The 21,492-nt window shown below is 72.0% G+C and carries 18 protein-coding genes; 5 read left to right on the top strand and 13 right to left on the bottom strand.

Annotated elements, in window-relative coordinates; all coding sequences use genetic code 11:
• Positions 1–50 precede the first annotated feature (50 nt).
• From WMF19_RS02845 to WMF19_RS02815, 7 genes are all read right to left on the bottom strand, one after another.
• A complete protein-coding gene (locus tag WMF19_RS02845) occupies positions 51–1,385 on the bottom strand; it encodes a multicopper oxidase family protein (RefSeq protein ID WP_437897684.1) in 1,335 nt (444 codons plus the stop codon).
• 1 nt (position 1,386) lies between these two features.
• Positions 1,387–2,868 carry a TolC family protein gene (locus WMF19_RS02840; protein WP_437897683.1) on the bottom strand — a complete coding sequence of 494 codons (1,482 nt, stop codon included), beginning with the start codon at positions 2,866–2,868 and terminating at the stop codon, positions 1,387–1,389.
• Complete coding sequence (locus WMF19_RS02835; protein WP_437897682.1) at positions 2,858–3,199, bottom strand: hypothetical protein; 342 nt, start codon at positions 3,197–3,199, stop codon at positions 2,858–2,860. Before WMF19_RS02835 ends, WMF19_RS02840 begins: the two co-directional genes overlap by 11 nt.
• Before the next feature lie 207 nt (positions 3,200–3,406).
• Positions 3,407–4,966 carry a L,D-transpeptidase gene (locus WMF19_RS02830; RefSeq protein WP_437897681.1) on the bottom strand — a complete coding sequence of 520 codons (1,560 nt, stop codon included), beginning with the start codon at positions 4,964–4,966 and terminating at the stop codon, positions 3,407–3,409.
• A 134-nt stretch (positions 4,967–5,100) separates the two neighbouring features.
• The gene (locus WMF19_RS02825) at positions 5,101–6,021 is read right to left on the bottom strand and encodes a hypothetical protein (protein ID WP_437897680.1); all 921 of its coding nucleotides are present in this window, start codon (positions 6,019–6,021) and stop codon (positions 5,101–5,103) included.
• 22 nt (positions 6,022–6,043) lie between these two features.
• Positions 6,044–7,648 (bottom strand): S53 family peptidase, encoded by a 1,605-nt coding sequence (locus WMF19_RS02820; RefSeq protein WP_437897679.1) that lies wholly within the window; start codon positions 7,646–7,648, stop codon positions 6,044–6,046.
• A gap of 47 nt (positions 7,649–7,695) precedes the next feature.
• A complete protein-coding gene (locus tag WMF19_RS02815) occupies positions 7,696–8,316 on the bottom strand; it encodes a hypothetical protein (protein WP_437897678.1) in 621 nt (206 codons plus the stop codon).
• A 359-nt stretch (positions 8,317–8,675) separates the two neighbouring features.
• Between WMF19_RS02815 and WMF19_RS02810 the strand changes: the two genes are divergently transcribed.
• The 3 genes from WMF19_RS02810 (at position 8,676) to WMF19_RS02800 (ending at position 11,584) form a co-directional block, all read left to right on the top strand.
• Positions 8,676–9,605, top strand: a complete 930-nt coding sequence (locus tag WMF19_RS02810) for a homocysteine S-methyltransferase family protein (protein WP_437897677.1) — start codon at positions 8,676–8,678, stop codon at positions 9,603–9,605.
• A gap of 168 nt (positions 9,606–9,773) precedes the next feature.
• Entirely contained in the window at positions 9,774–10,466 is a 693-nt protein-coding gene (locus tag WMF19_RS02805; protein ID WP_437897676.1) for a glutathione S-transferase N-terminal domain-containing protein, read from the top strand.
• Positions 10,467–10,945: 479 nt separating this feature from the next.
• Positions 10,946–11,584: a hypothetical protein gene (locus WMF19_RS02800; RefSeq protein ID WP_437897675.1), complete on the top strand. Its 639-nt coding sequence runs from the start codon at positions 10,946–10,948 to the stop codon at positions 11,582–11,584.
• Positions 11,585–11,704: 120 nt separating this feature from the next.
• On the opposite strand, the gene purU is transcribed toward WMF19_RS02800, so the two are convergent.
• From purU to WMF19_RS02785, 3 genes are all read right to left on the bottom strand, one after another.
• Complete coding sequence (gene purU, locus WMF19_RS02795; protein WP_437331075.1) at positions 11,705–12,598, bottom strand: formyltetrahydrofolate deformylase; 894 nt, start codon at positions 12,596–12,598, stop codon at positions 11,705–11,707.
• A gap of 91 nt (positions 12,599–12,689) precedes the next feature.
• Positions 12,690–13,427, bottom strand: a complete 738-nt coding sequence (locus tag WMF19_RS02790) for a histidine phosphatase family protein (RefSeq protein WP_437897674.1) — start codon at positions 13,425–13,427, stop codon at positions 12,690–12,692.
• A 122-nt stretch (positions 13,428–13,549) separates the two neighbouring features.
• Entirely contained in the window at positions 13,550–13,855 is a 306-nt protein-coding gene (locus tag WMF19_RS02785) for a hypothetical protein (protein ID WP_272097589.1), read from the bottom strand.
• A gap of 324 nt (positions 13,856–14,179) precedes the next feature.
• Between WMF19_RS02785 and WMF19_RS02780 the strand changes: the two genes are divergently transcribed.
• Positions 14,180–14,785 carry a hypothetical protein gene (locus tag WMF19_RS02780; RefSeq protein WP_437798622.1) on the top strand — a complete coding sequence of 202 codons (606 nt, stop codon included), beginning with the start codon at positions 14,180–14,182 and terminating at the stop codon, positions 14,783–14,785.
• Positions 14,786–14,863: 78 nt separating this feature from the next.
• On the opposite strand, the gene mgtE is transcribed toward WMF19_RS02780, so the two are convergent.
• Positions 14,864–16,198 carry a magnesium transporter gene (mgtE, locus tag WMF19_RS02775; RefSeq protein ID WP_437897673.1) on the bottom strand — a complete coding sequence of 445 codons (1,335 nt, stop codon included), beginning with the start codon at positions 16,196–16,198 and terminating at the stop codon, positions 14,864–14,866.
• A gap of 372 nt (positions 16,199–16,570) precedes the next feature.
• Positions 16,571–17,188, bottom strand: coding sequence for a Maf family protein (locus WMF19_RS02770; RefSeq protein ID WP_437897672.1), 618 nt, complete (start codon positions 17,186–17,188; stop codon positions 16,571–16,573).
• A gap of 360 nt (positions 17,189–17,548) precedes the next feature.
• Between WMF19_RS02770 and WMF19_RS02765 the strand changes: the two genes are divergently transcribed.
• Positions 17,549–19,273, top strand: a complete 1,725-nt coding sequence (locus WMF19_RS02765) for a right-handed parallel beta-helix repeat-containing protein (RefSeq protein WP_437897671.1) — start codon at positions 17,549–17,551, stop codon at positions 19,271–19,273.
• 16 nt (positions 19,274–19,289) lie between these two features.
• On the opposite strand, the gene WMF19_RS02760 is transcribed toward WMF19_RS02765, so the two are convergent.
• Complete coding sequence (locus WMF19_RS02760; protein ID WP_437897670.1) at positions 19,290–21,479, bottom strand: bifunctional alpha,alpha-trehalose-phosphate synthase (UDP-forming)/trehalose-phosphatase; 2,190 nt, start codon at positions 21,477–21,479, stop codon at positions 19,290–19,292.
• Positions 21,480–21,492 lie beyond the last annotated feature (13 nt).

Raw genomic sequence — 21,492 nt, 5'->3', positions numbered from 1 at the left:
CGATGCGCGGACGAGATGCCGGCCGCGAGCTTTCGCTCACGCCGAGAGGTTCACCCGCCCGGCTTCCCTCCCGAAGCGGGGTCGATGCCGTCCGCCCGCATCCGCTCGGCGCTCGCCGGCCCGGCCACGGTGCCGGCCGGATGCGTGTACCACCCGGCCGGGTCCGCCTTGTCCGGCTCGTCGCGGACCTTGAGGACGGTGAACATCCCCCCCATGTCGATGTACGAGAACGGCCCGGCCCCGCCGCGCATCGGCAGGCTGTTCGCGGGGACAGGCATGGGCATCTCGCCCATGCCGCCCATCCCCGTGGTCCCCATCGTCATGTAGCCGGGCATCACGCGGCCCATCCGCCGATCGAGCGCGCCGGTCGCGGCGCCGACCATGTTCGGCAGGCCATGGCCCATTTGCATCATCGTGTGATGGGTCATGTGGCAGTGCACCGCCCAGTCGCCCGGCTCCTCGGGGACGAACTCGATGACCCGCGTGCTGCCGACCGGGACAAGGACCGTCGTCTCCGGGTACTGGGCCGACTCGGGGACGAACCCGCCGTCCGTCGCCGTGACCTGGAACGACAGGCCGTGCAGGTGGATCGGGTGGTGATCCATCGGGCCGAGGTTCCCGAGGCGCACGCGCACCCGCTCGCCGCGGCCGACGAGGAGCGGCGCCGTCGCGGGGAACGCCTTGCCATTGAACGTGAGGACGTTGAAGTCGCTCATCGCGTTCGGATCGGGCCGGCGCGCCCCCGCGTTGATCTTCCACTCGTGCGTCATCAGCACGAAATCCCTGTCCACGCGCGGCCCCCTGGGCCTCCTGGGGTGCACGACGAACATCCCCACCGCGCCCAGCGCGATCTGGGTCATCTCGTCGAAATGGGAGTGGTACATGTACGTCCCCGGATACCGCACGACGAACTCGTAAACATACGTCTCGCCGGGCGCGATCGGGCGCTGGGTGAGCCCGGCGACTCCATCCATGCCGTTCGGCAGCACGAGGCCGTGCCAGTGGACCGTGGTGGCCTCCGGCAGGGAGTTCGTCACGTAGATGCGCAGGCGATCGCCCTCGACCGCCTCGATGGTCGGCCCGGGCGTGCTCCCGTTGTAGCCCCACACCTCGCTCTTCAGGCCGGGGGCGATCTCGTGCTCTAGGGGGCCCGCGACGAGGTGGCCGACCTTCACGCCGTCCACCACCCGCAGCGGGAGCGTGCTGCCGTTCGGCGTCACCACGGCGGGCTGCCCCCCGGGCGCCGCGGTCCGGCGAGGCGGGGGCGTCGCGGCGCCCGCGGCGGGCGGCGCGCCAGGGCGCTGCTGCGCATGGGCGAGCCCTTGCGTGAGGATGGCGGCGCCGGCGGCCAGACCGCCCGCGTGGATGAAAGCACGTCGGTCCATGTCAATGCCCTCCTTCGCCGGTGGCCGAGGCCCTCGGCATCGCCGCGGGAGCTCCGGCCCCCGCGGCCTCGACGCGGCGCCCTGCCAGGAGCGCGTCGAACGCAGCCTTCGCCGTCCAGTGCTCGCGCAGCGCCTCGACCGCCGCGAGCTCGGCGTCGAGCTGCTCTCGGCGCGCCGAGAGCAGCTGGAAGACGCCGACCTGCATCGCGTTGTACTGGAGCAACGTCTGCTCCAGGACCCGCTTGCGCGCCGGGAGGATCACGCGCGCGTAGTGCTGCGCGCGCGCGTGCGCGAACAAGAGCCGGTTGCGCGCCTCGCGGACCGCCGAGCGGACATCGACGGCGCGCCCGTGGTAGCGCTCCAGCAGGCCGTCGAACTCCGCCGCCTGCGCGGCCTCGGCGCCCTGCCGCCGATCGAAGAGCGGGAGCGAGAGGCGGACCTCGGCGCCGACGACCCACGGGTGCTCGTGCGCCTCGTCGCTCGCGCCGAGCTCCCGCTCGCCGTGAACGCCGAGCGCCACGTCCGGCACCCAGCCCTCGGCGCGCAAGGCCCCGGCGCGCCCCGCCGCCGCCTCGAGCCGGCTGCGCAGCTCCGCGAGCTCGAGGCTCGCCCGCAAGGCCAGGGACTCCGCGCGCGGCGGCGTGGCGAGCGCGTCGGGCGCCGCCGGGACCGCGCCGGCGATCGTCCAGGAGGTCGCCGCGCCGGAGAGGCCGAGCAGCCGGGTGAGCCGCTCGCGCTGCGAGAGGAGCTCCAGCTCGATCTGCGCGGCCGTGACGCGCGCCTCCTCGTAACCCGCCTCCTGCGTCGCCACGTCGAGCTCCGGGACGTTGCCCGCCTCGAAGAGCGCGCGGGCGGCGTCGCGGGCCGCGGCGAACGCGTCGAGCGCGCGGTTCGCGATGCCCAGGCGCTGCTCCGCCGCCTGCACGGCGTAGAACGCGGCGCGCACCTGGTAGCCGAGATCGACGACCGCGCCCGCGGCGCGGTAGCGCGCGGCCTCGTGCTCCGAGCGCGCCGCCCTCGCGTGGAGCGGCGAGAGGAGCGCCGACGTGAGGTCGATCTCGACCCCGAGCTCGAGGTGCGCGTGCTCGACCCCCTCCTGCAGCGGCGTCACCCCGATCGCGATCTCCGGGTTCGGCAGCTTGCCCGCCTGCTCGAGGTTGCCCCGGGCGACGCCGACCTCCTTCAGCACGGCGCGCAGCTCGCGGTTGTTGAGCAGCGCGATCCGCACCGCGGCGTCCGCGGTGAGCGGCCGCCGCGGCGCCTGGCCGAGGGCGCGCGCGCCGTCGGCCGGCTCCGGATCGACCTCCTCCGACGCCGCGCTCGGCGGGAGCTCGAAGCGGGAGAGCTCGCGGATCCGCGCCATGTCGGCGGTCGACGACGGGGCGGCGCAGCCCGCCGCGGCCGCCGAGGAGAGCGCGAGGCCCGCCACGAGCGGCAAGAGGCGCGAGGCGAGCGCGCGCGATCGCCGGCGTTCAGTGCGCATGGACAGGCTCCTCGGGCCTGGTAGCCGCCGGGCCGCCCTCCGGCGGCGTCGCCGGCGCCGGGGCGTGATGATGGTGGTGGTGGTGCTGGTGAGGGTCGGCGCCGGCGCCCCCCGCCGGCTCGAGCCCGACCCAGCCCGCGGCGGGCTCGCCGGGCAGCGGAGGCTCCTCCGAGAGGGCGACGCCGATCCGCGGCGAGGGAGCTTCCGCGGCCTGCGGTGAGGCAGCAGAGGACGCGGGGAAGCTCGCGGGAAGGGTGCGCGGCGCGCAGCCGGCGAGCGCAGCGACGAGCATCAGCAGGGCGTTCGGACCGGCGAGGTGAGGTGATTTCATGGAAGCCGCTCCAGCGTGGCGAGTGCGATCACGTGCGGGGCCCGAGGACGACCGCGCCCCGCAGCGGCTTCATGCCGCATTTGAGCTCGACCGCTCCAGAGCTCAGCGCAGGAAGTTGGATCACCAACAGCGTCGTCCCGGGTTGCATGCATGGCCGACGCGCGCGGTCCGGCGGCATTACACGTCGCCGCACCGGGCCGCGCGCGGTCAGGCGTGGATGTACACGAGCGTCCCGCCCTTGTCGTTGAACGCGGCGTGCCAGCCCTCGGGGACGGGGGGATCGGTCCACGCGAACAGCCACGCCGCGTCGGCGGGCGCGAGGTTCACGCAGCCGCTGCTCCGCACCTTGCCGAACGCGTCGTGCCAGTAGACGCCGTGCAGCGCGTAGCTGTTATGGAAGTACTGGACATAGGGCACGTCCCGCAGGTCGACGGACGACTCGCTGAGCTCGTCGCCGTCCATCGTCGCCGTGACGTGCTTCTCGCGGATGAAGAACGTGCCCTGCACGGTGGCGCTGGTGGTCGCGGGATCGCCGAGCTCGCCCCTGCCCGTCGAGACGAGGGTCGCGAAGACGGGGCGCTCGCCCTCGTAGGCGACGAGCGTCTGGAGCGCGATCGAGATGTCGATCCACTTCCTTCCGCGCGCCGCGTGCCCCCAGAAGTCGCGGCCCAGCCGCGCGACCCGCAGCGCGGACGCGGGGATCCACACGCCCGCGTCGGTCTCCGCGTAGGCGCCGCCGGCGGCCGTCTTGCCGGTGAGCACCCAGCCGGAGCGGTGCGCCGCCCAGCCGTCCGGCCTGAGCTCGCCCGAGGCGTCCGGCTTCAGCGTGCGCACCCCGTGGTGCATGACGAACGCGGGGGTCCCCTCGCTCTTCACCTCCACGCCGCGCATCGCCGTGGGGGTGACGGCCGAGGTGCGATCGATCGGGATGAGGTCGAGCTCGGTCGTCAGGCCGAAGCGCCGCCCTGTCCACTCGAAGGTGGAGATCAAGCCGAAGGCCGAGTCGGCCCGCGCGCGCCCGCGGTGCGCGGGGAAGCGCACCTTCTCGGCAGCGCCGAGCGGCTTGGGCAGGTCGCGGCGGCTCGCGAAGAAGGGCGTGAGCGGCTCCGGCTCGCCCAGGAGCGCCTCGTCGCGGCGGGACCACGCAGGGGTGCCCTGGGCGCGCGAGCGCCCCTCGACGCGCCGCTGCTCGGCCTCGCTCGGCAGGTGGACGTAGAGGTGCGGCGGCGGCTTCCGCGACACGACGTAACGGTACGGATACGGCTCGCCGCGGCGCGGGCCGGCCGGCGTCGCGACGACGATCTCGTGGTCCAGGTCGAGCGAGGCGCCCTTGCCGACGCACACGAAGCCGCGGGGATGGATGGCGTACCATCCGCCCGCGCACCCCGCGTCGCCCGACGGCGCCGCGGCGCGCTCGACGATCGCGCCGGCCCGCAGGTAACCGAGCTTGAGCGCGCCGCGCTCGGGCGCGGCGTACACGAACGTGCGCATCGCGATGCTCGCGAGCTTGTCACCGCGCCCGGGCCGCAGCGCCTCCCTGGACGCCGCGGGCTCGGCCTCGACGGCCGCGCCGCCGTCCAGCGGCTCCACGACGCCCGCGTCGGCGAGCGCCGGCTCCAGGGCCGCCGGCTGCGCGGCGGCCGAGCGCCCCGGCGGCTCCTCGCCCGGGCCGCAGGCCGCCACGAGCGCCGCCGCGGCGAGCGCCGACGCGCGCCGCAGCCGACCACCGCGGCGGCGCGCGCGCGCATCCGGGAAAGAGCAAGCCATGACGAGCAACGGGCCTCGTCTAGCTCAGAGGCCGCCCGCCGACCAGGCCGCCCGCGCGGCGCGACATCTCGACCCGCCGAGCAGCCGCGGCAGTTCATCGCGCGCGCTCCCCATGCGCCACGCGCCGCTCCGGCTCACCAGCGTGGGTCGCCGTCGATCAGCCAGTCCAGCGCCCGTCGTGTCTCCTCGGCGACCGGCCCGTCGTACCGGTGGCCGGCCTCCTTGCTGCGCGCCACGCGAGCGAGCACCCCCGCCTTGTCGAGGCGCGCGGCGGCCGCGGCAGCGGCGGCGCCGCACCCGGCTTGCGCGCAGACGAAGAGGACCCGCTGCCCGCCGCCGTCCGCGAACGCCTTGGCCGTCGCCGGGGTCCACTTGTCGTGTCCGCCCTCGACCAGCACGAGGCGCGGGAAGAGCGCCGCCCGGCGCGCGGCGATCGCGGAGCCCATGATCGCGCCCAGCGAGAAGCCCGTGTAGAGCGCCGCGCCGGGATCCACGTGCTCGGGAAAGCGCGCCCGCAGCGCCGCGAGCCCCGCGTCGATCTCCTGCTCCAGGCGGGCGTTGCTCTCGTACGTGAAGCGGACGTCGCTCGCCGACGGCGAATCGCGCCGCGCGACGCCCCTCGGACACAGGACGAAGGCGCCGTCACCCACGATGTCGCGCCACACCTGGCACTGCCACTCGGGCCGGTCGTAATTGCCGTGCGACGCGATGAGCACGGGACGCCGCGCCGTGGCGCCGATCGGCACCGACACCACAGCGGTCGGGAACCCCTCGACAGGGAGCTCCACGAACGGCGCGTCCGCGCGGAGCGGCGAAGCCCCCGCAACAGCGGCGGCCGCGTCGGCGGCAGCGGGCGCGGCGTCTCTCGCAGCGGCCGCCGGCGTCGCGCCGCCGTCCGCGGCCTGCGCTGCCCCTTCCCGCGCCGGGGCGGGCGCGACGCTGGGCGGCGCAGGCGCCGGACCGACGGAGCGGCCTGGGCGATCACAGCCGAGCGCCGCCGCAAGGAGCGGGAGCGACGCGAGCGAGAGGGCGAGAAACGCGACGGGGGACGCCATCCGACCAGAGGATGACGCTTTCCTAGGGGAGCGCCTCCGCGAGCTTGTCCGCGAGCGGAGCGCCCCAGCCGGTCGGGTAGTCCCAGCCAGGCCCCGCGCTGAACCCCTCGGGCGTCTTGCCCTCGGTGATGTCGCGGAAGGCGGCCTGCACGCCCGCATCGGTGTACAGCGCCCGGTTCAGCCACCCGGCGACGGGCTTGCCCTGCGCGATCCGGTGGCTGTTCACCGACGCCATCAGCCCGGCGAACACCGGCGCGGCGAACGACGTGCCGCTGCGCCGCTCCCACTCGCCCAGGAAGTAGAGCCAGTACGGGGACTCCGACGACGCGCTCAGCGCGACATCGGAGACCGCGCGCGTGCCCTGCGCGTCCTGGACGACGCTCTCCTGCCACCACGGCGTATCGAAGGCGCGCGATCGGCCCGAGCCGGAGCCGCTCCACGCCACCTCGCGCGCGACCTCGCCCCCGGCGCCCAGCTCGAGCACCGTCCCGCCGACGCACGTCACGTACGGGCTCGACGACGGCACGTCGGGCCTGCTCGAGTCGCCGCTCGCGACGACGATCGTCATCCCGAGCGCCGCGCCCATGCGCGCCGCCTCGTTGTATTGCTCCCGGATGATCTGCCCCTCCGTCTCCTCGCGATGCGCGAACGACGTCGAGAGCACCGACACCTCGCCTTCAGCGATCGCCTCGTTCCACGCATAGAGGATGGAGTGGGTGCGCGCGTCCGGCCCCTCGTACGCGATGAGGTCCGCCTCGGGCGCCATCACGCCCGACCATTGCATGTCCAGCGTGGTCTCGACATAACGCGTGGAGATCGGATCCGCGGTGACCACCTCCACGGGGTTGTCGCGCGAGACGCCGAACGATCGCCAGAACGACTGGAGATCCCGGGTCTTGTACGTCGCGCCAACCACGACGCCGACCTTCACGCCCTGCCCGCTGTGGCCGCCGGTGTGGAGCGCCTCGACCCCATAGGCCCGCGCGATCTGCGCGGGCGTGTACCCCTTCTCCTGCTCCGGCGGAGGGTCCGTCTCGATCGAGCCCCCCTCGGCCGCGAGCGGCTCGGTGTCCGCGGGGATCTCGACCGAGACGACGCCCGACGCGAGGTCGATGATCCGCTGCGGCGGCCTGAGCGGATCGAGCGCGCCGAACGTGCGGAGCGGCTTGCCGCCGGCCGAGGGGTTCTCGCGCTCGAAGTCGCGGAGCTCCGTGTCGAACGCGGCGTTGAACTGCTCGACCGTGCCCGCGAACTCGAGCAGGAGCCGGTTGCTGGACCGCCGTCGGATCTCCATCTTCTGCTGGACGAGCCAGTCTTCGACGGCCGCGACGTCGCTCTCGGAGGGGGCGTGGCGCTCCATCCAGGTCTCGACCGACATGTACTTCCGGAACGTGTCCGGCTTCCCGGGATCGTACATGTCCTCGATCGCGCTCTCGAGCCCGGCGACATCCCGGGTCGGGAACCCCATCAGCGCGCGGAAGCGGTCCTCCTCCGGCGCCGCGCCGAAGTCGAAGTAGATCCCCCCGGCCGGCCGGGGAAGACCGCTCGGGAGCACGGGTCCGTCTTCTCCGCACGCCGTGCCCCCGAGGGCGAGCAACGCAACGCACCAGACCGAGAGCGAACGCATCGACGAGGCCCTGCGAGCGAGGGGGAAAGGAGTCCGTCAGGCGAGGCTCAGCACCACACGTGCTCGATGAGGTAGCAGGTGAAGGTCCCCGGCAGCCAGGTCTCGGGGTGCCCACCGGTCGTGTTGTCGGTGCAAATCTCGCAGTAGGCGTGGATGCAGTCGGGGTCGGTGCTCTGCGGCTTCGCCCCGGGGGTCGACACGGGCTTCTCGGAGTAGAAGAACCCGTCAGCCTTCAGCTGGTCGAGCTCGCTGTCCGACAGCTTCCCGAAGGCGGCCTCGTCCGAGGAGATGCTGAACCGCTGGTCCGACGCCTCCGTCAGGGCGGGCGCCGGGTAGTCGCCGTAGTCCGCCTGCTCGATGGCGGCCATCTGCTCCGAGAGCAGGATCTCCTTGCCGTTGCCGGTGGAGAGCTTGATGCGCGCGTAGTCGATCGGCCCCCCCGAGTAGTCGAGGGCGTAGACCGTGTCTCGGCTCATGTCGAGGTTCAGGAACTCGCTCGTCTCGAGGGCCTTCGAGACGTCCGCCTGGGTGATCCGCTCGTGCGCCACCGCGTCATCGACGGGAGCCTCCTCCGACGCGCTGCATCCGGCAAAACCGGCCGCTGCGATGACGCCGAGCGCAACACTGAGAGCGAGCGATTTGGAAGAACGGATGGTCTGTCGAATCATGATGGCGTTCCTTTCTTATGGGCTCACTGACGGCGCTCGCCTGGCCTCGCGCGGGCCAGCGGGAGCTCCCCCATGTCGATCCTGCGTCGGTCCTGCAAACGATCGCTTGCTTGTCGGACGCCACGACTCCGGCGAGTCGAGTGGAATGAGGGGAAGATGAATTCATTTCAACGGTGCCGCAGGCCCCCCATACCTGGCAAGTAATTTCCCGGCGCGAAAGAGAATTCCATCGTTCTTTCTGCCGCACAGTGGTCGGGACGGTGCGCTGTGAGGGGACTCGCTTACCCCGAGCCGCAGACGGGCCATGACCCGACTCAGGGGTTGCCGTGGGAGCCGGTCGCGGACATACCGGAGCCTACATGGTGGACGTGGCCAGATCGCCGCTCGGTTCAACTGCTGTGGCCGCCGAGGCTGCCATCGTGGTCCTCGACGGCCCGCTCGGGACCGAGCTCGCCGCGCGCGGGGTCGAGACGCCGGCGCCGCTCTGGAGCGCCGCAGCCTTGCTCGACGCGCGGGGCCGCGACGTGGTCCGCGCGATCCACCGGGATTACGTGCGCGCGGGCGCGACGGTGCACACGGCGAACACATTCCGCACAAAGCGGAGGCAGGCGGGCGCCGCCTGGGCCGAGCTGGCGGCGCGGGCGGTTTCGCTGGCGCGCGAGGCCGTGCGCGACGAGGGCCCGCAGCACCGGGTCGCCGGCAGCATCGCGCCGATCGAGGATTGCTACAGGCCCGACCTGAGCCCGGCCGACGCGCGGCAGGAGCACCGAGAGCTCGCGCAGGCGCTCGCGGGCGCGGGCGTCGACCTCCTCCTCTGCGAGACGTTCCCGCACGTCGGCGAGGCGCTCGTGGCGCTCGAGGAGGCGGTCGCCACGGGCGTCGAAGCATGGGTGTCGTTCACGGCGGGTCCGGGATCGGATCTGCTCTCGCCCGAGGACATCGGGCTCGCCGCGCGGGAGGCGGCCTCTCGAGGCGCGAGGGCAGTGCTCGTCAACTGCACCCCTGCGACTCGCACGCTCGCGCACATCGAGCGGCTCGCGGCGTGCGGCGTCCCGTTCGGGGCCTACGCGAACGCGGGCGCGGAGGCCGAGGGGCTCGGCTGGGGCGTTGACGTCGACCAGCGCGGCTCGGCGGCCGCGCGTTACGCGGCGCTCGCGCGCCCCTGGCTCGCGGCGGGGGCCACGATCGTGGGCGGGTGCTGCGGGACGGGGCCCGCGCACGTCGCGGCGCTGCGCGCGCTCGTCGACGGGGCGAGGCCCGCGCGCGCCCCGACGGGATCGCCGCGCTGAGGCCATGCAGCCGATCGCCGGTTGCTCCCCACGGGGCGACGTGCCACCGATTGCCCGACGGGCCGGGCGACGCCAGCGCGAAGCGGCGCGGCGCCCGGCAGACACGATCCATCGCCTGAGACAGCACGCCGCCGCGATCGGCGGCGACCCACGGACACGGAGCGCAAGATGATCGATCTCTATTACTGGCCCACCCCGAACGGCTGGAAGATCAGCATAATGCTCGAGGAGACGGGCCTCCCGTACAAGCTCGTCCCGATCAACATCGGGCGGGGCGAGCAGTTCAAGCCCGAGTTCCTCGCGATCAGCCCCAACAACCGGATGCCCGCCATCGTCGATCACGACCCTCCGGGCGGCGGGGCGCCGATCTCCGTGTTCGAGTCGGGCGCGATCCTGCTCTACCTCGCGGAGAAGACGGGCCAGTTCATGCCCTCGGACGTCCGCGGTCGTTACGAGGTGACCCAGTGGCTCATGTGGCAGATGGGCGGCCTCGGCCCGATGAGCGGCCAGGCAGGCCATTTCAATCACTATGCGCCGGAGAAGATCCCCTATGCGATCGAGCGCTATACCAAGGAGGTACGCCGGCTCTATGGCGTGATGGACAAGCGGCTCGCGGACCGGCCTTTCCTGGCGGGCGAGTACTCGATCGCCGACATGGCGAGCTATCCCTGGGCGATGCCGCATGACCGGTACGGGATATCGGCCGACGAGCTCCCGAACTTCAAGCGGTGGCTCGACGCGATGCGCGCGAGGCCCGCCGTCGAGCGCGGGCTCGCGGTCGGAAATGAGCTGCGGAACCCGAGCCAGCCCATGGACGACGAGGCGAAGAAGTGGCTGTTCGGGAAGAAGCCCGAGGCGTGAGCCGCCCGTCCCGCATGCGCAGCGGCCGCGCGGCGGTGCGCCCTGGGCGCGCGGCGCCTCGCTGACGGGCTGCGACCAGGGCGGACAAGCCACGATCGAACGAACCGTCCGGCGCGCCAGCGCTGCACGCGCGACGCACCACAGAGCGTCCTGAGCAGGGCGGGGCCACCAGCGCAGCCTGCCCTGCGGTAGGGCTTCACCGGGCGCGCCGAGCCGCTGGTGCGCCCTGGCTGGACCCGAGACGTCCTTTCACCGCAGAAAAGCAGAACGAGCGCTCCTCGACGATCCGCTCAGCCCGGATCGCGCGGGCCCCGCTGCGGGGCGCTGCTCGAGCGAGCGCGCTGCATTCACCCCTCGCGGACGTCAAGCACGCCGGGAGCGGAAACGTCTGCACAGCTCCGCCGGGCACACACTCTGCTCTGCGGTGAGCCAAGATGTCTGGGCCTGGTGGGCCCTCGCGGACATCGGGGGGAACGATCATGTCGATTCATAGCAAGATGCTGGTGCCTGCATTTCTTTTCGCTGCTCTGGCCGCCGGTTGTACGGTGAATACGGACGACGCGGACTTCGATCAAGCCGATCCCGGTGACGACGAGACCGGGGCCGTCAATCAAGCATTGGAGGAGGAGAGAGGCGGATACATGGGGATGGGCGCGGCGCAGCTCGCGCCCGGACAGGCCCAGATGGGCCCGAGCAAGGGGATGCTCGGACCGAGCAAGGGCGAGATGTTCCCCGGCAAGGGCATGCTCGGACCGAGCAAGGGTCAGATGCTCCCCAGCAAGGGCATGCTCGGACCGAGCAAGGGCGAGATGCTCCCCAGCAAGGGCATGCTCGGACCGAGCAAGGGTCAGATGTTCCCTGGCAAGGGCGCGCTCGTCCCGAGCCAGGCCGGGATGTTCCCTGGCAAGGGCGCGCTCGTTCCGAGCCAGGCCGGGATGTTCCCCGGGCAGGTGCCGTCCAAGGCCGGGTTCGGCGGTTATGCCGGCCAGCAATCCAGCCATGGGATCCAGGGCTATGCTGGTCAGCAGGCCGGCCTTGGCCAGGCAGCCATCTCCCAGTCGGGCGCTTATGGTCAGCAGGGCCAGATCAGCGCGCCCGGCCAGCAGGGCCGGCCGTAACGCCCCCGCGCGCGCTCGTCGGGCTCCCAGGAGAGCACGCCCTGCCGCGCGCACCTCACCCGCTCTCGATCGCCCAGAACGCCCCGACTGCCCGGCTCGGTCGGGGCATTGTTTGGAGACCTAAAAAACAACGGTGCGGCGGCCCTCGACGATGACCCGCCGCTCCAGGTGCGCCCGGACGGCGCGAGAGAGGACGAGCCGCTCCACGTCACGCCCCATCCGGGTCATCTCCTCGGGGCCCATCTGGTGATTCACGCGCGCCACGTCCTGCTCGATGATCGGCCCCTGATCCAGGTCCCGCGTCGCATAGTGCGCCGTCGCGCCGATGAGCTTCACGCCGCGCGCGTGCGCCTGATGGTAAGGCTTCGCGCCCTGGAACGCGGGCAGGAACCCGTGGTGGATGTTGATGACGGGCGGCCCCTCATCGAGCATCTGCTCGGAGAGGATTTGCATGTACCGCGCCAGCACGACGAGATCGACATGGTGCCTCTTCAGCAGGTGAAGCACCTGACGCTCCTGCTCGCGCTTGGTCTCCGGGGTGATGGGGATGCAGAAGAAAGGGATTCGAAAGCTCTCGGCCACCGCCTCGAGCGTGGGGTGGTTGGAGATCACGAGCGGGATCTCGCAGCGGAGCTCGCCCGCGCGCTGCCGGAGCACCAGATCGTAAAGGCACGCGGGATCCTTGGTGACCAGGATCGCCATCTTCGGGACGTGATCGCTGTATTCCACCGACCATCGCGCCGAGAGCGCCGCGGCGAGCTCGCGAAAGGCGGCCTCGATCGCGCCGCGGGTGGCGGAGCCGCCCAGGGCGGCGACGGCGGCCGGCGAGGCGAGGCCGGACAGATCGACGACGAGACGCATGAAGAAGCGCGGGCCCTCGTCCATGAACGCATCCGTGTGATTGCTCGCGTCGATGATGTTCAGGCCGATGTCGTAGAAGAACCCTGCGAGTCGCGCGACGAGACCGGGCTGGTCGGGAGCGGCGATGAGGAAGGTTGCGTGAACGGGACCCATCATACGGGTCATGTAGCTCGCCCCGAGGCGGAGGCGCAAGCGCGAGGGCCGGGAGGGACCGCGGGCGGGCGCTTGCCTGTCTGTCTACCCGCTAGCGCCCCTCGCCGCTCTCGGAGGACGGCGGCCCAGACGGATCCTCCGCGAGCCTCGGCGCCAGCGTGGAGAGCTCCGCCCAGGGGATGCGCACGGTCCGCTCGACGTCGCGCAGGTGCGCGCAGTCGTTGTAATAGATGAGGTGCCAGGCCTCGGCCCGACCCCAGCGCCGCCTTCGCTGCCAGTGGGTGAGCGAGGTGTGGCGGGTGGCGAAGTGCGCGCTCGGGAAGGCGAGCGCGTTCATCCGGAAGAAGTGGAGGAACGCGACGTCGATGAAGCCGCCGTGGGTGACGACGGCGATCGTCCGCCCCTCGTGCTCACGGGTGACGCGATCGAGGGCGACGGAGACCCGCAGCATGAACTGAGCCCAGCTCTCTCCACCGGGGCTCACCGGCCGGTACGGCTCGCGCTCGAAATCGATCGCATAGCGCACCATCGCCTCGCCGACCGGCATCCCGTCCGCCTCGCCGGGGCGGAGCTCCTGGACCTCGTCGTCGAGCGTGACGGGCAGCCCCAGGGCGGGAGCGACGATCTCGGCCGTCTGCTGCGCCCGGCGATAGGTGCTGGCGATCAGGACGTCGGCGGGGATCTCGCGCGTCGCGGCCAGGCGATCGCGCAGGCGCTCCGCCTGGAGGATGCCGAGCTGCGTCAACCCGGTGTCCCCGCGCATCCCGCCCACGATATGGTTCACGTTGACCAGCGCTTCTCCATGCCGGATGAGATAGAGGTTCGTCACGATCTGAGCCTCCGAGGCGCGCGACCTCGTGGGGGGAGGGCCGCGCGGGGCGGTCCGCGCTCGCTAGGAAGAGCAAGGCCCCCCTCGAATGTCAAGGGTTTGTACCGCCGCCGCGCGGGCGCTCAGGGGCAGCCGTGGAAGAGCGCGAAGATGGCCGCGCTCTCGGAGCAGACCTGCTCGTCACGCAGGGCGCTGCAGAAGTCGTCCTCCGTGAGGAAGGTCTTCTTTCCCGTGCTGCCCTCGATGCAGGAGATCGAATAGGCGAACCGCGAGGCGCCCTCCCCGGGCAAGCCTGGGATCTCGAGCTCGGAGCCTTGGCCCACCTGCGAGCCGCTGTCGCCGGCGTCCTCCGGCGGATCGGCGCCGAGCAAGGGGAGCACCAAGATGGGAAAAAGGCTGAAGAGACCGGCTACGAAATTCGGGATCATGGGTTTACCTCCAGCGTCGATAGAAAGGCATCCTCGTGCGAGGTAGCCATTGCAGCTGTCGAATCCAACATGCATCCGACAGGCCAGCTCGGGTCATGTCCGCCCAGTGCACAGGCGCGCGCGAGCGCGGTGCGAGCCCGCGCCGTCGAATACGCGGGCCGCGGGACGCCTGCCCCGTCCGGGTCGGAGGGCGCGCTCGAGCCGCTGCCGCTGCCGCGCCGGCGCGCGGCGCCGGACCGGCCCGCCCGGGCGCGGCGCGCTGCACCGCCCTTGCCAGCTCGCTCGGACATGGCCTACAAGGCGAGCCCTCTGAAGGAGACCCTCATGCACCGTCGCAGCTTCATCGCGGCCGCGCTGCTCGGCGTCGCGGCCCTCGCCGGGTGCGCGCCGCGCTGGCGCGTCGTGACCCAGGCGAGCCCCGACACGTTCGTCGGCCAGCGGTATTTCGCCCTGATGCCCATCGACTACGTGGGCCTCTTCATCCTCGACCAGCGCGAGGACCAGTACCTCGCCGGCAAGGACGCGGACGATCACCAGCGCTTCGTGGCGGACAAGGAGTCCATCAACGAGGAGTTCACGAAGGCCCTGGTCGCCACGGCCCAGGAGGAGGGCATCGAGGTCGCGCCGTCCGACGGCCCCACGTCGGCGCCGTTCGTGATCAAGCCCTATATCGGCTACATGAATCCAGGCTTCTACGCGGTCGTCTCCTCGGCCCCGAGCCAGATCCGGCTGACGCTCCGGCTCACGACGCCGGACGGCCGGGTGCTCGATGAGGTCCAGTTCTCGAGCCGCACGGCGTCGCCCATCCCGAACACGAACCTGAGCTCCGCGGAGGCGGACATGCTGAAGCCCGGCGGCCGCTGGCGCGAGGACGCGCGCGTGATCGGCGCGTATGTGGCGCGCTACCTCGCGTCGCGCGTCCACCCCTAGGCCCCGGTCGCCCAGGCTCTCCCCGGCCGCGCGCTTCGAGGAGGCTGCCGGGGCGCGCGCGGGGGGCGCTCGCCCGCTTCACAGCAGCACCCCGCGGAGCAGGAGCTCGGCCACGCTGAAGTAGATCACGAGGCCGGAGACGTCGACGAGCGTCGCGACGAACGGGGCCGAGGCGCTCGCCGGGTCGAAGCGGAGCGCCCGGAGCACGAACGGCAGGAGCGCCCCCGCCAGCGTGCCCCAGGTCACGACGCCGACCAGGCTGATCGCGACGGCCAGCGCGAGGAGCCCGTAGTGCGGGCCATAGGCCCCGAAGAGCTTCTCCCAGGCGATGACGCGCGCGAAGCCGATGGTGCCGAGGATCCCGCCGAGCGCGAGGCCCGACGCGAGCTCCCGACGGCTGACGCGCCAGAAGTCGGCGAGCCGGATCTCGCCGAGCGCCATGGCCCGGATGACCAGCGTCGTCGCCTGAGAGCCGGAGTTGCCCCCGCTCGAGATGATGAGCGGCACGAAGAGGGCGAGCACGACGGCGCGGGCGATCTCGCTCTCGTAGTGCCCCATCGCCGTGGCGGTGAGGAGCTCGCCCACGAACAGCGCCGAGAGCCAGCCCGCGCGCTTGCCGAGCATCCTGGAGATGGGGGTCCGGAGGTAGGGCGCGTCGAGCGCCTGCATGCCGCCGAGCTTCTGGATGTCCTCGGTCGCCTCCTCTTCCACGACGTCCACGATGTCGTCTGCGGTGACGATCCCCTTCATCCGACCCTCGCTGTCGACGACGGGTATCGCCACGAGATCGTGCTCCGCGAAGCGCCGCGCCACGGCCTCCTGGTCGGCGTCCTCGTTGACCGACACGATATCGGTCTTCATCACGTCGCTGACGCGCCGGTCGCCGGGGGCGATCATGAGCTGTCTCAGCGACACCACGCCGCGCAGCCGCTGCTCGGCGTCGAGCACATAACCGTAGTAGATGGTCTCGAGGTGATCCCTGGCCTGCCGCTTGAGGTAGCTGATCGCCTGGTCGACCGTCGCCTCCGGCCGCACGCGCGCGAACCACGGGCTCATGAGCCCGCCAGCCTCATCCTCGGCGTACGCGAGGAGCGCGGTCACCTCGCGCCGCGTCGGCTCGTCGAGCAAGGAGAGGAGCTCCGCCTGGTCGGCCGGCGACACCTCGAGGAGGATGTCCGCCACGTCGTCGGGCGCGAGCAGGCGAAGCCACAACCTGCGTTCGCCCTTCGTGAGGCCCGCCAGGAGCGCGGCCTGGTCGGCCGTGGGGAGACCTTCGAAGAAGTCCTCCGCCTCCTCGCGCCGCAGGCGGCGATAGGCCTGCACCCGCTCCTCGTTCTGCAGGGCCGACCAGGACAGGATCAGATCAGCCGCCGTGAGCGCCTCGGCCGCGTTGAAGGGCGGGCGTTCCATCATCGCCTCACCTCGTCGAGCGCCTGGCCCGCCCTGTCGGCGTCGCCCGGCAGAAGATGCGCATCCGCGAGGGCCCAGCGGCAGGCTCGACCCTGGAACCACGATTAGCAACGGGCGCGCCACGGCCGCCCCTCCCTGGAAGCCCCGGCACGCACACAGCGCAGCGGCCCCCCCGCCTGCGCCGTCGGACAGCGAAGCGCCTGGGGAAGCCGGCATATTCCTGGTTCCCTCGGACTTCTTCTCGGTGCTCGGATCGCGCCGACGCGCAATGGCGCGGTTTGGCGGGAACCTACCGTATCTCCCAGGATGCAGGCTCTTTGCGCGGCCTGCGTGGAGCCCGCCGGCGCGCTCTGACGCCTGCGCGCACGTCTGCGCTCATGCGCGCGCGGGCGGGCCGAGCGGATCGACCCCGAAGCGGCGCAGCAGGCGGCAGAGCGGGACGAGCGGCAGCCCCACGATGGCCGCCTCGTCGGCGTGGCGCACGTCGTCGAACAGCCACGGTCCGCGCCTCTCGAAGAGGTACCCTCCCGCGCTGCCGATCGGCCGATCCAGCTCGACATAGCGGCGGATCTGCGCGCTGCCGAGGGGGCGGACGCGGAGCTCCACGGTGACGATCTCGGCCAGCGTCCGCGGCTCGCCGGCCGCGAGCGGCACCGCCGGCGGCGCGTGCACCGCGACGGCGGTGTGGAGCGCGTGGACGCGCCCCGCGAGCCGCCCGAGCTGGTCTGCCGCCTCGTCGAGCGAGGCCGGCTTGCGGAGGAGCTCCCCATCGAGCTCGAGCGCCTGATCGGCGCCGATGAGCACGGCGCCCTCCCGCGCGGGCGCGAGGCTCAGCGCCTTGCCCTCCGCGAAGAGGCGGGCGCACGCGAGGGGCGACATCCCCTCGGGCGCGATCTCCTCGAAGGCCGGCGCGACGGCCTCGTACGCGAGCCCGAGGCGATCGAGGAGCGCCCTCCGGAAGGGCGACGTGGAGGCGAGGACAACCGGGAACATGGCCGGCTCCATGGCACGGAACGACGCGCGTGCCGAGAGGAACCGCCCGCCTCGCCCCTCGCGCTCCTCCCGCCCGTCGCGCTCCTCCCGCTCCTCCCGCTCCTCGCGCGCTTCACCCGCGCTTCACCCGCTCTTACCTGCTCTTCACGCTCTTCGCGGCGTTCGCACCGACTTGCTTTTATTTACCAAATTTTATCGAGAAACGGCAGACCACGAGGATTCTCAGCAATGGTGACAGCCGCTGGGCATGCGGGAATAACCACAGGAATTCCCGCCGTCAGGTGTCGCCTGAATTACCCATCATGCATTTCATTAAAAAGCAGCTTGCACTCGGACTCTACAGCACGCGACAGTACGCCAATGCAGCAACTCAACACAAGGCACCTCGTCACACTCTCTCTCGTCGCGCCGGGCATCGGGCTCTCCGTGCTGCTCGCCGCCTCGCCGGCGAGCGCAGCGACGTACGAGGTGGGGCGGGGCAAGCCTCATGCGAGCCTCGCGGAGGTCGCCCCTCGCCTCGCTGCCGGGGACGTGGTTCTGGTCGAGGGCGACGCGACCTATCCGGGGGATCTGTTCTTCAAGAAGTCGGGCACCGAGGCGCAGAAGATCACGATCCGCGGCGTTCGCGTGAACGGCCGCCGCCCGGTCCTATCCGGGGGGACGAACACCGTTGTCTTCGCTGGCAATCACTATACCTTCGAAGGCTTCGACATCACCGGCGGCTCGGGCCGCTGCGTGTTCAACAAAGCGCACGACATCACGATCCGCGACTCGGTGGTGCACGATTGCGCCGGGCACGGGATCCTCGGCGCCGACTCCGAGTCGGGCTCCCTCACGCTGGAGTACGTCGAGGTCTATGCCTGCGGCTCGGGCGACAGCAGGCACCCCATCTACATCGCGACCGACGAGGAGACGCGCCTCGGCTCGGTGTTCCGCATGCGGCACTGCTATGTGCACGACGGCAATGGCGGCAACAACGTGAAGAGCCGCGCGGAGCGGAACGAGATCTATTACAACTGGATCGAGGGCGCGAAATACCACGAGCTCGAGCTGATCGGGCCGGACGGCCAGGACGAGGGGCTCGCGCGCGAGGACTCCGACGTCGTGGGCAACGTCATCGTCAAGACCGGCCAGCACTTCGCCGTGCGCGTCGGGGGCGACGGCACGGGGCAGACGTGGGGCCGCTTCCGGTTCGTCAACAACACGTTCCTTCTCGCCCCCGGGTCGCGGCCGGCGCTCAGGATGTTCGATGGAATCGAGAGCGTCGAGATGAGCAACAACGTGTTCTATCGGCGCGGCGGCGGCGGCGTGGAGGTCTATGTCGACAGGAGCGCGACCTGGAAGACGGGAGCGGCGTTGATCTCGGGCGCGAACAACTGGGTCCCCACCGGCTCTTCGGCCCTCCCCGCGGCGTGGACAGGCACGGTGCAGGGCGCCGACCCCGGCTTCACCAACCTCGGCTCGCTGGACCTCCGCCCGGCGTCGAACAGCCCGCTCGTCAACGCCGGCTCCAGCGCGTCGCCGAGCCCGGCAGGGCACCCGTTCCCGAGGCCGCTCGCCGCGCCGCAGTCCTCGCCCATGAGGAGCATGCGCGCGGCCAGCCGGCCGCTGCAGCGGCCGGTCGCCGGCGCGATCGACATCGGGGCCTACGAGTCCGGCTCCAGCCTCGCGGCGCTCGCCATGAGGACCGCGGACAGCGATCGGGACCTCGGCGACAGCGACAGCAGCGCCGCGGAGGAGGAGTGGAACGTCGACGGGGACGCCGCCCCGAGCGACGGTGAGGCGGGCGCCGGCGACACCGACGACGTCGATGCCAGCGACGCCGACGCCGAAGGGAACGCGTCCGCCGGCGACTGCGCCGCGGACGGCGACACGGACAGCGACGACACCGCGGCGCGCGCCGCTGCGTGCCCCGAGGCCGCGCAGGGCAACGCGGACGCGCCGCACGACGCCCACGCCAGCGCGTGCAGCGTCGGCGGGGCGCTCGCGGGCGGGCCGGTCGCCGGCTCGGGGGCGTTCCTCGCCGGGGCGGCGGCGCTCCTCGGCGCCGCCCTCCGGCGGCGCGGTCGCCGCGCCGGGGCGTGAGCCGCAGCGCGAGCCCTCAGGCCACGAGCGCGCGCAGCAAGCGACGCGCCGAGGCCGGGTCGGGCAGCTGAAACGCCGCGGAGCTCTCCCCGCCGCCCACGTGGATCGTGAGGGCGGTCGGGGGGAGCGCCGCGAACAGATCCTCGTCAGTCCTGTCGTCGCCGAGCGCGATCACCACCGCGTCGGGCCCCATCATCGCGAGCACCCGCGGCACGATCACCCCCTTGTTGACCCCGCGGAGCCGCACCTCCAGCACCTTGCGGCCCGGGATGAGCTCGAGATCGTGCTCGCGCAGCGCCTCGCCGAGCTCCAGGGGCACCTCGCGGGCCGTCTGGCTGGCGAGCTCCGGGTCGGCGGCCCGGTAGTGCCACGCGATCGACACCATCTTCTCCTCGATGAAGCTGCCCGCCGTGCGGTCGACGAGGCCCTGGAGGACGTCGCGGACCCTCGGCTTCCAGTCGAGCGCGGCCTCGCGGAGCGCCACCCAGGGCTCGCCGGGCGCGGCGCGGGAGAAGAACCCGTGCTCCGCGTGGAGGCTGATGGGCAGCTCGCCCAGCCACCGCTCGAGGTCCTCGCGCGGCCGGCCGCTCACGACGTGCACCTGCGTCCGCGGGCGCGCCGCGAGCTCGCGCAGCTCGGTGACGAGCGCCTCGTCCGGCTGAGCGAGCTCGGGCATGGCCTCGAGCGGGACCAGCGTGCCGTCGTAGTCGAGCATCACGATCAGCGACGGCGCGCTGAGCGCGCTCGCGATCGTGCTCCCCTGGGGCGCGCCTTCAGGCCGCCGGACGGACCCCACCGCGGGCGCCGCGCCGCTCGCGCGCTCGAGATCGTTTAGGAAGCGGTGCGACCAGCGGTGCGCGTCGTGCGTCACGACGCGGCGGCGGAGCGCCTGCATCCGGACGCGCTGCTCGGACGGCGACATGACCAGCGCCCGCTGGATCGTCGACGCCACCGCGTCGATGTCGTGCGGGTTGACCTGGAGCGCCTCGATCAGCTCGGCGGCCGCGCCCGCGAACTCGCTCAGCACGAGGGCGCCGGTGTCGTCGATCCGCGAGGCCACGTACTCCTTGCAGACCAGGTTCATCCCGTCGCGCAGCGGCGTCACCATCATCACGTCGGCCGCGAGGTAGAGCGCGACGACCCCGGCCATGGGCATCGACCGGTGCAGGAAGTGGATCGGGACGTCGTCGAGCGTCCCGTAGCTGCCGTTGATGCGGCCGACGAGCTCGTTCACGACGCGCCGGAAGTCGGCGTAGGCGTCGACCTTCTCGCGCGTCGGCACCGCGAGCTGGATGAACCGGACCTTGCTCCGGAGCTCGGGCTCGCGCTCCAGGAAGCGCTCGATGGCGAGCATGCGCCGCGGGATGCCCTTCGTGTAGTCGAGCCGATCGACGCCGAGCACGATCTTCCGGCCCTTGGCGCTCTCGCGGATGCGCCGCGCCTCGGCGCGGACCTCCTCGTCCCGCGCGAGCCGCACGAACTCGTCGACGTCGATGCTGACCGGATACGCGCCGAGCCGCACCCGCCGCCCCTCGTAGGCGAGCGTCTCCAGATCGGGATCGAGCCCGAGCACGCGCGCGGCGGAGTAGACGAAGTGGTACCGATAGGCCGTCGTGTGAAACCCGACGACGTCGGCGCCGAGCATGCCGCGCAGCACCTGCTCCCTCCAGGGCAGGATCCGGAAGACCTCGGCCGCGGGGAACGGGATGTGCAGGAAGAAGCCGATCCGCGCGTCGGGGATGCGCCTCCGCAGCATCGCCGGCACGAGCGTGAGCTGGTAGTCGTGGATCCACACCCTGTCGCCCGGCCTGTACCGGGAGGCGATGGCGTCGGCGAAGCGCTCGTTCACCTCGCGGTAGCTCTCCCAGTCCTGCCGGGCGTCGAGGTGCAGCTTCTCGACGAGGTAGTGGAACAGCGGCCACAGGACGCTGTTCGAGAAGCCGTCGTAGTAACGGCTCACCTCGGCCGACGTGAGGTGCACCGGGACGGCGCCCAGCAGATCGAGCCGCTCCTCGACCTCTCGGCGCTGCTCTTCGGTGAGCTGCGCGAGGTCGCCCGGCCATCCGAGCCAGAGGCCGCCGTGCCGCTCGTGGGGGCCCCGGAGCGCGGTCACGAGGCCGCCCGCCGAGGGGACGACGGAGACGTCCCCCTGATCGGCGTGGACGGTCACCGGGAGGCGGTTCGAGACGATGAGCAGGCGGGACATGCGCGGCCAGGAA

It is taken from the genome of Sorangium sp. So ce124, assembly GCF_051525235.1.
In the GTDB taxonomy this organism is placed as follows: Bacteria; Myxococcota_A; Polyangia; order Polyangiales; family Polyangiaceae; genus Sorangium; species Sorangium atrum.
This window is presented reverse-complemented; position numbering and strand designations above follow the sequence as displayed.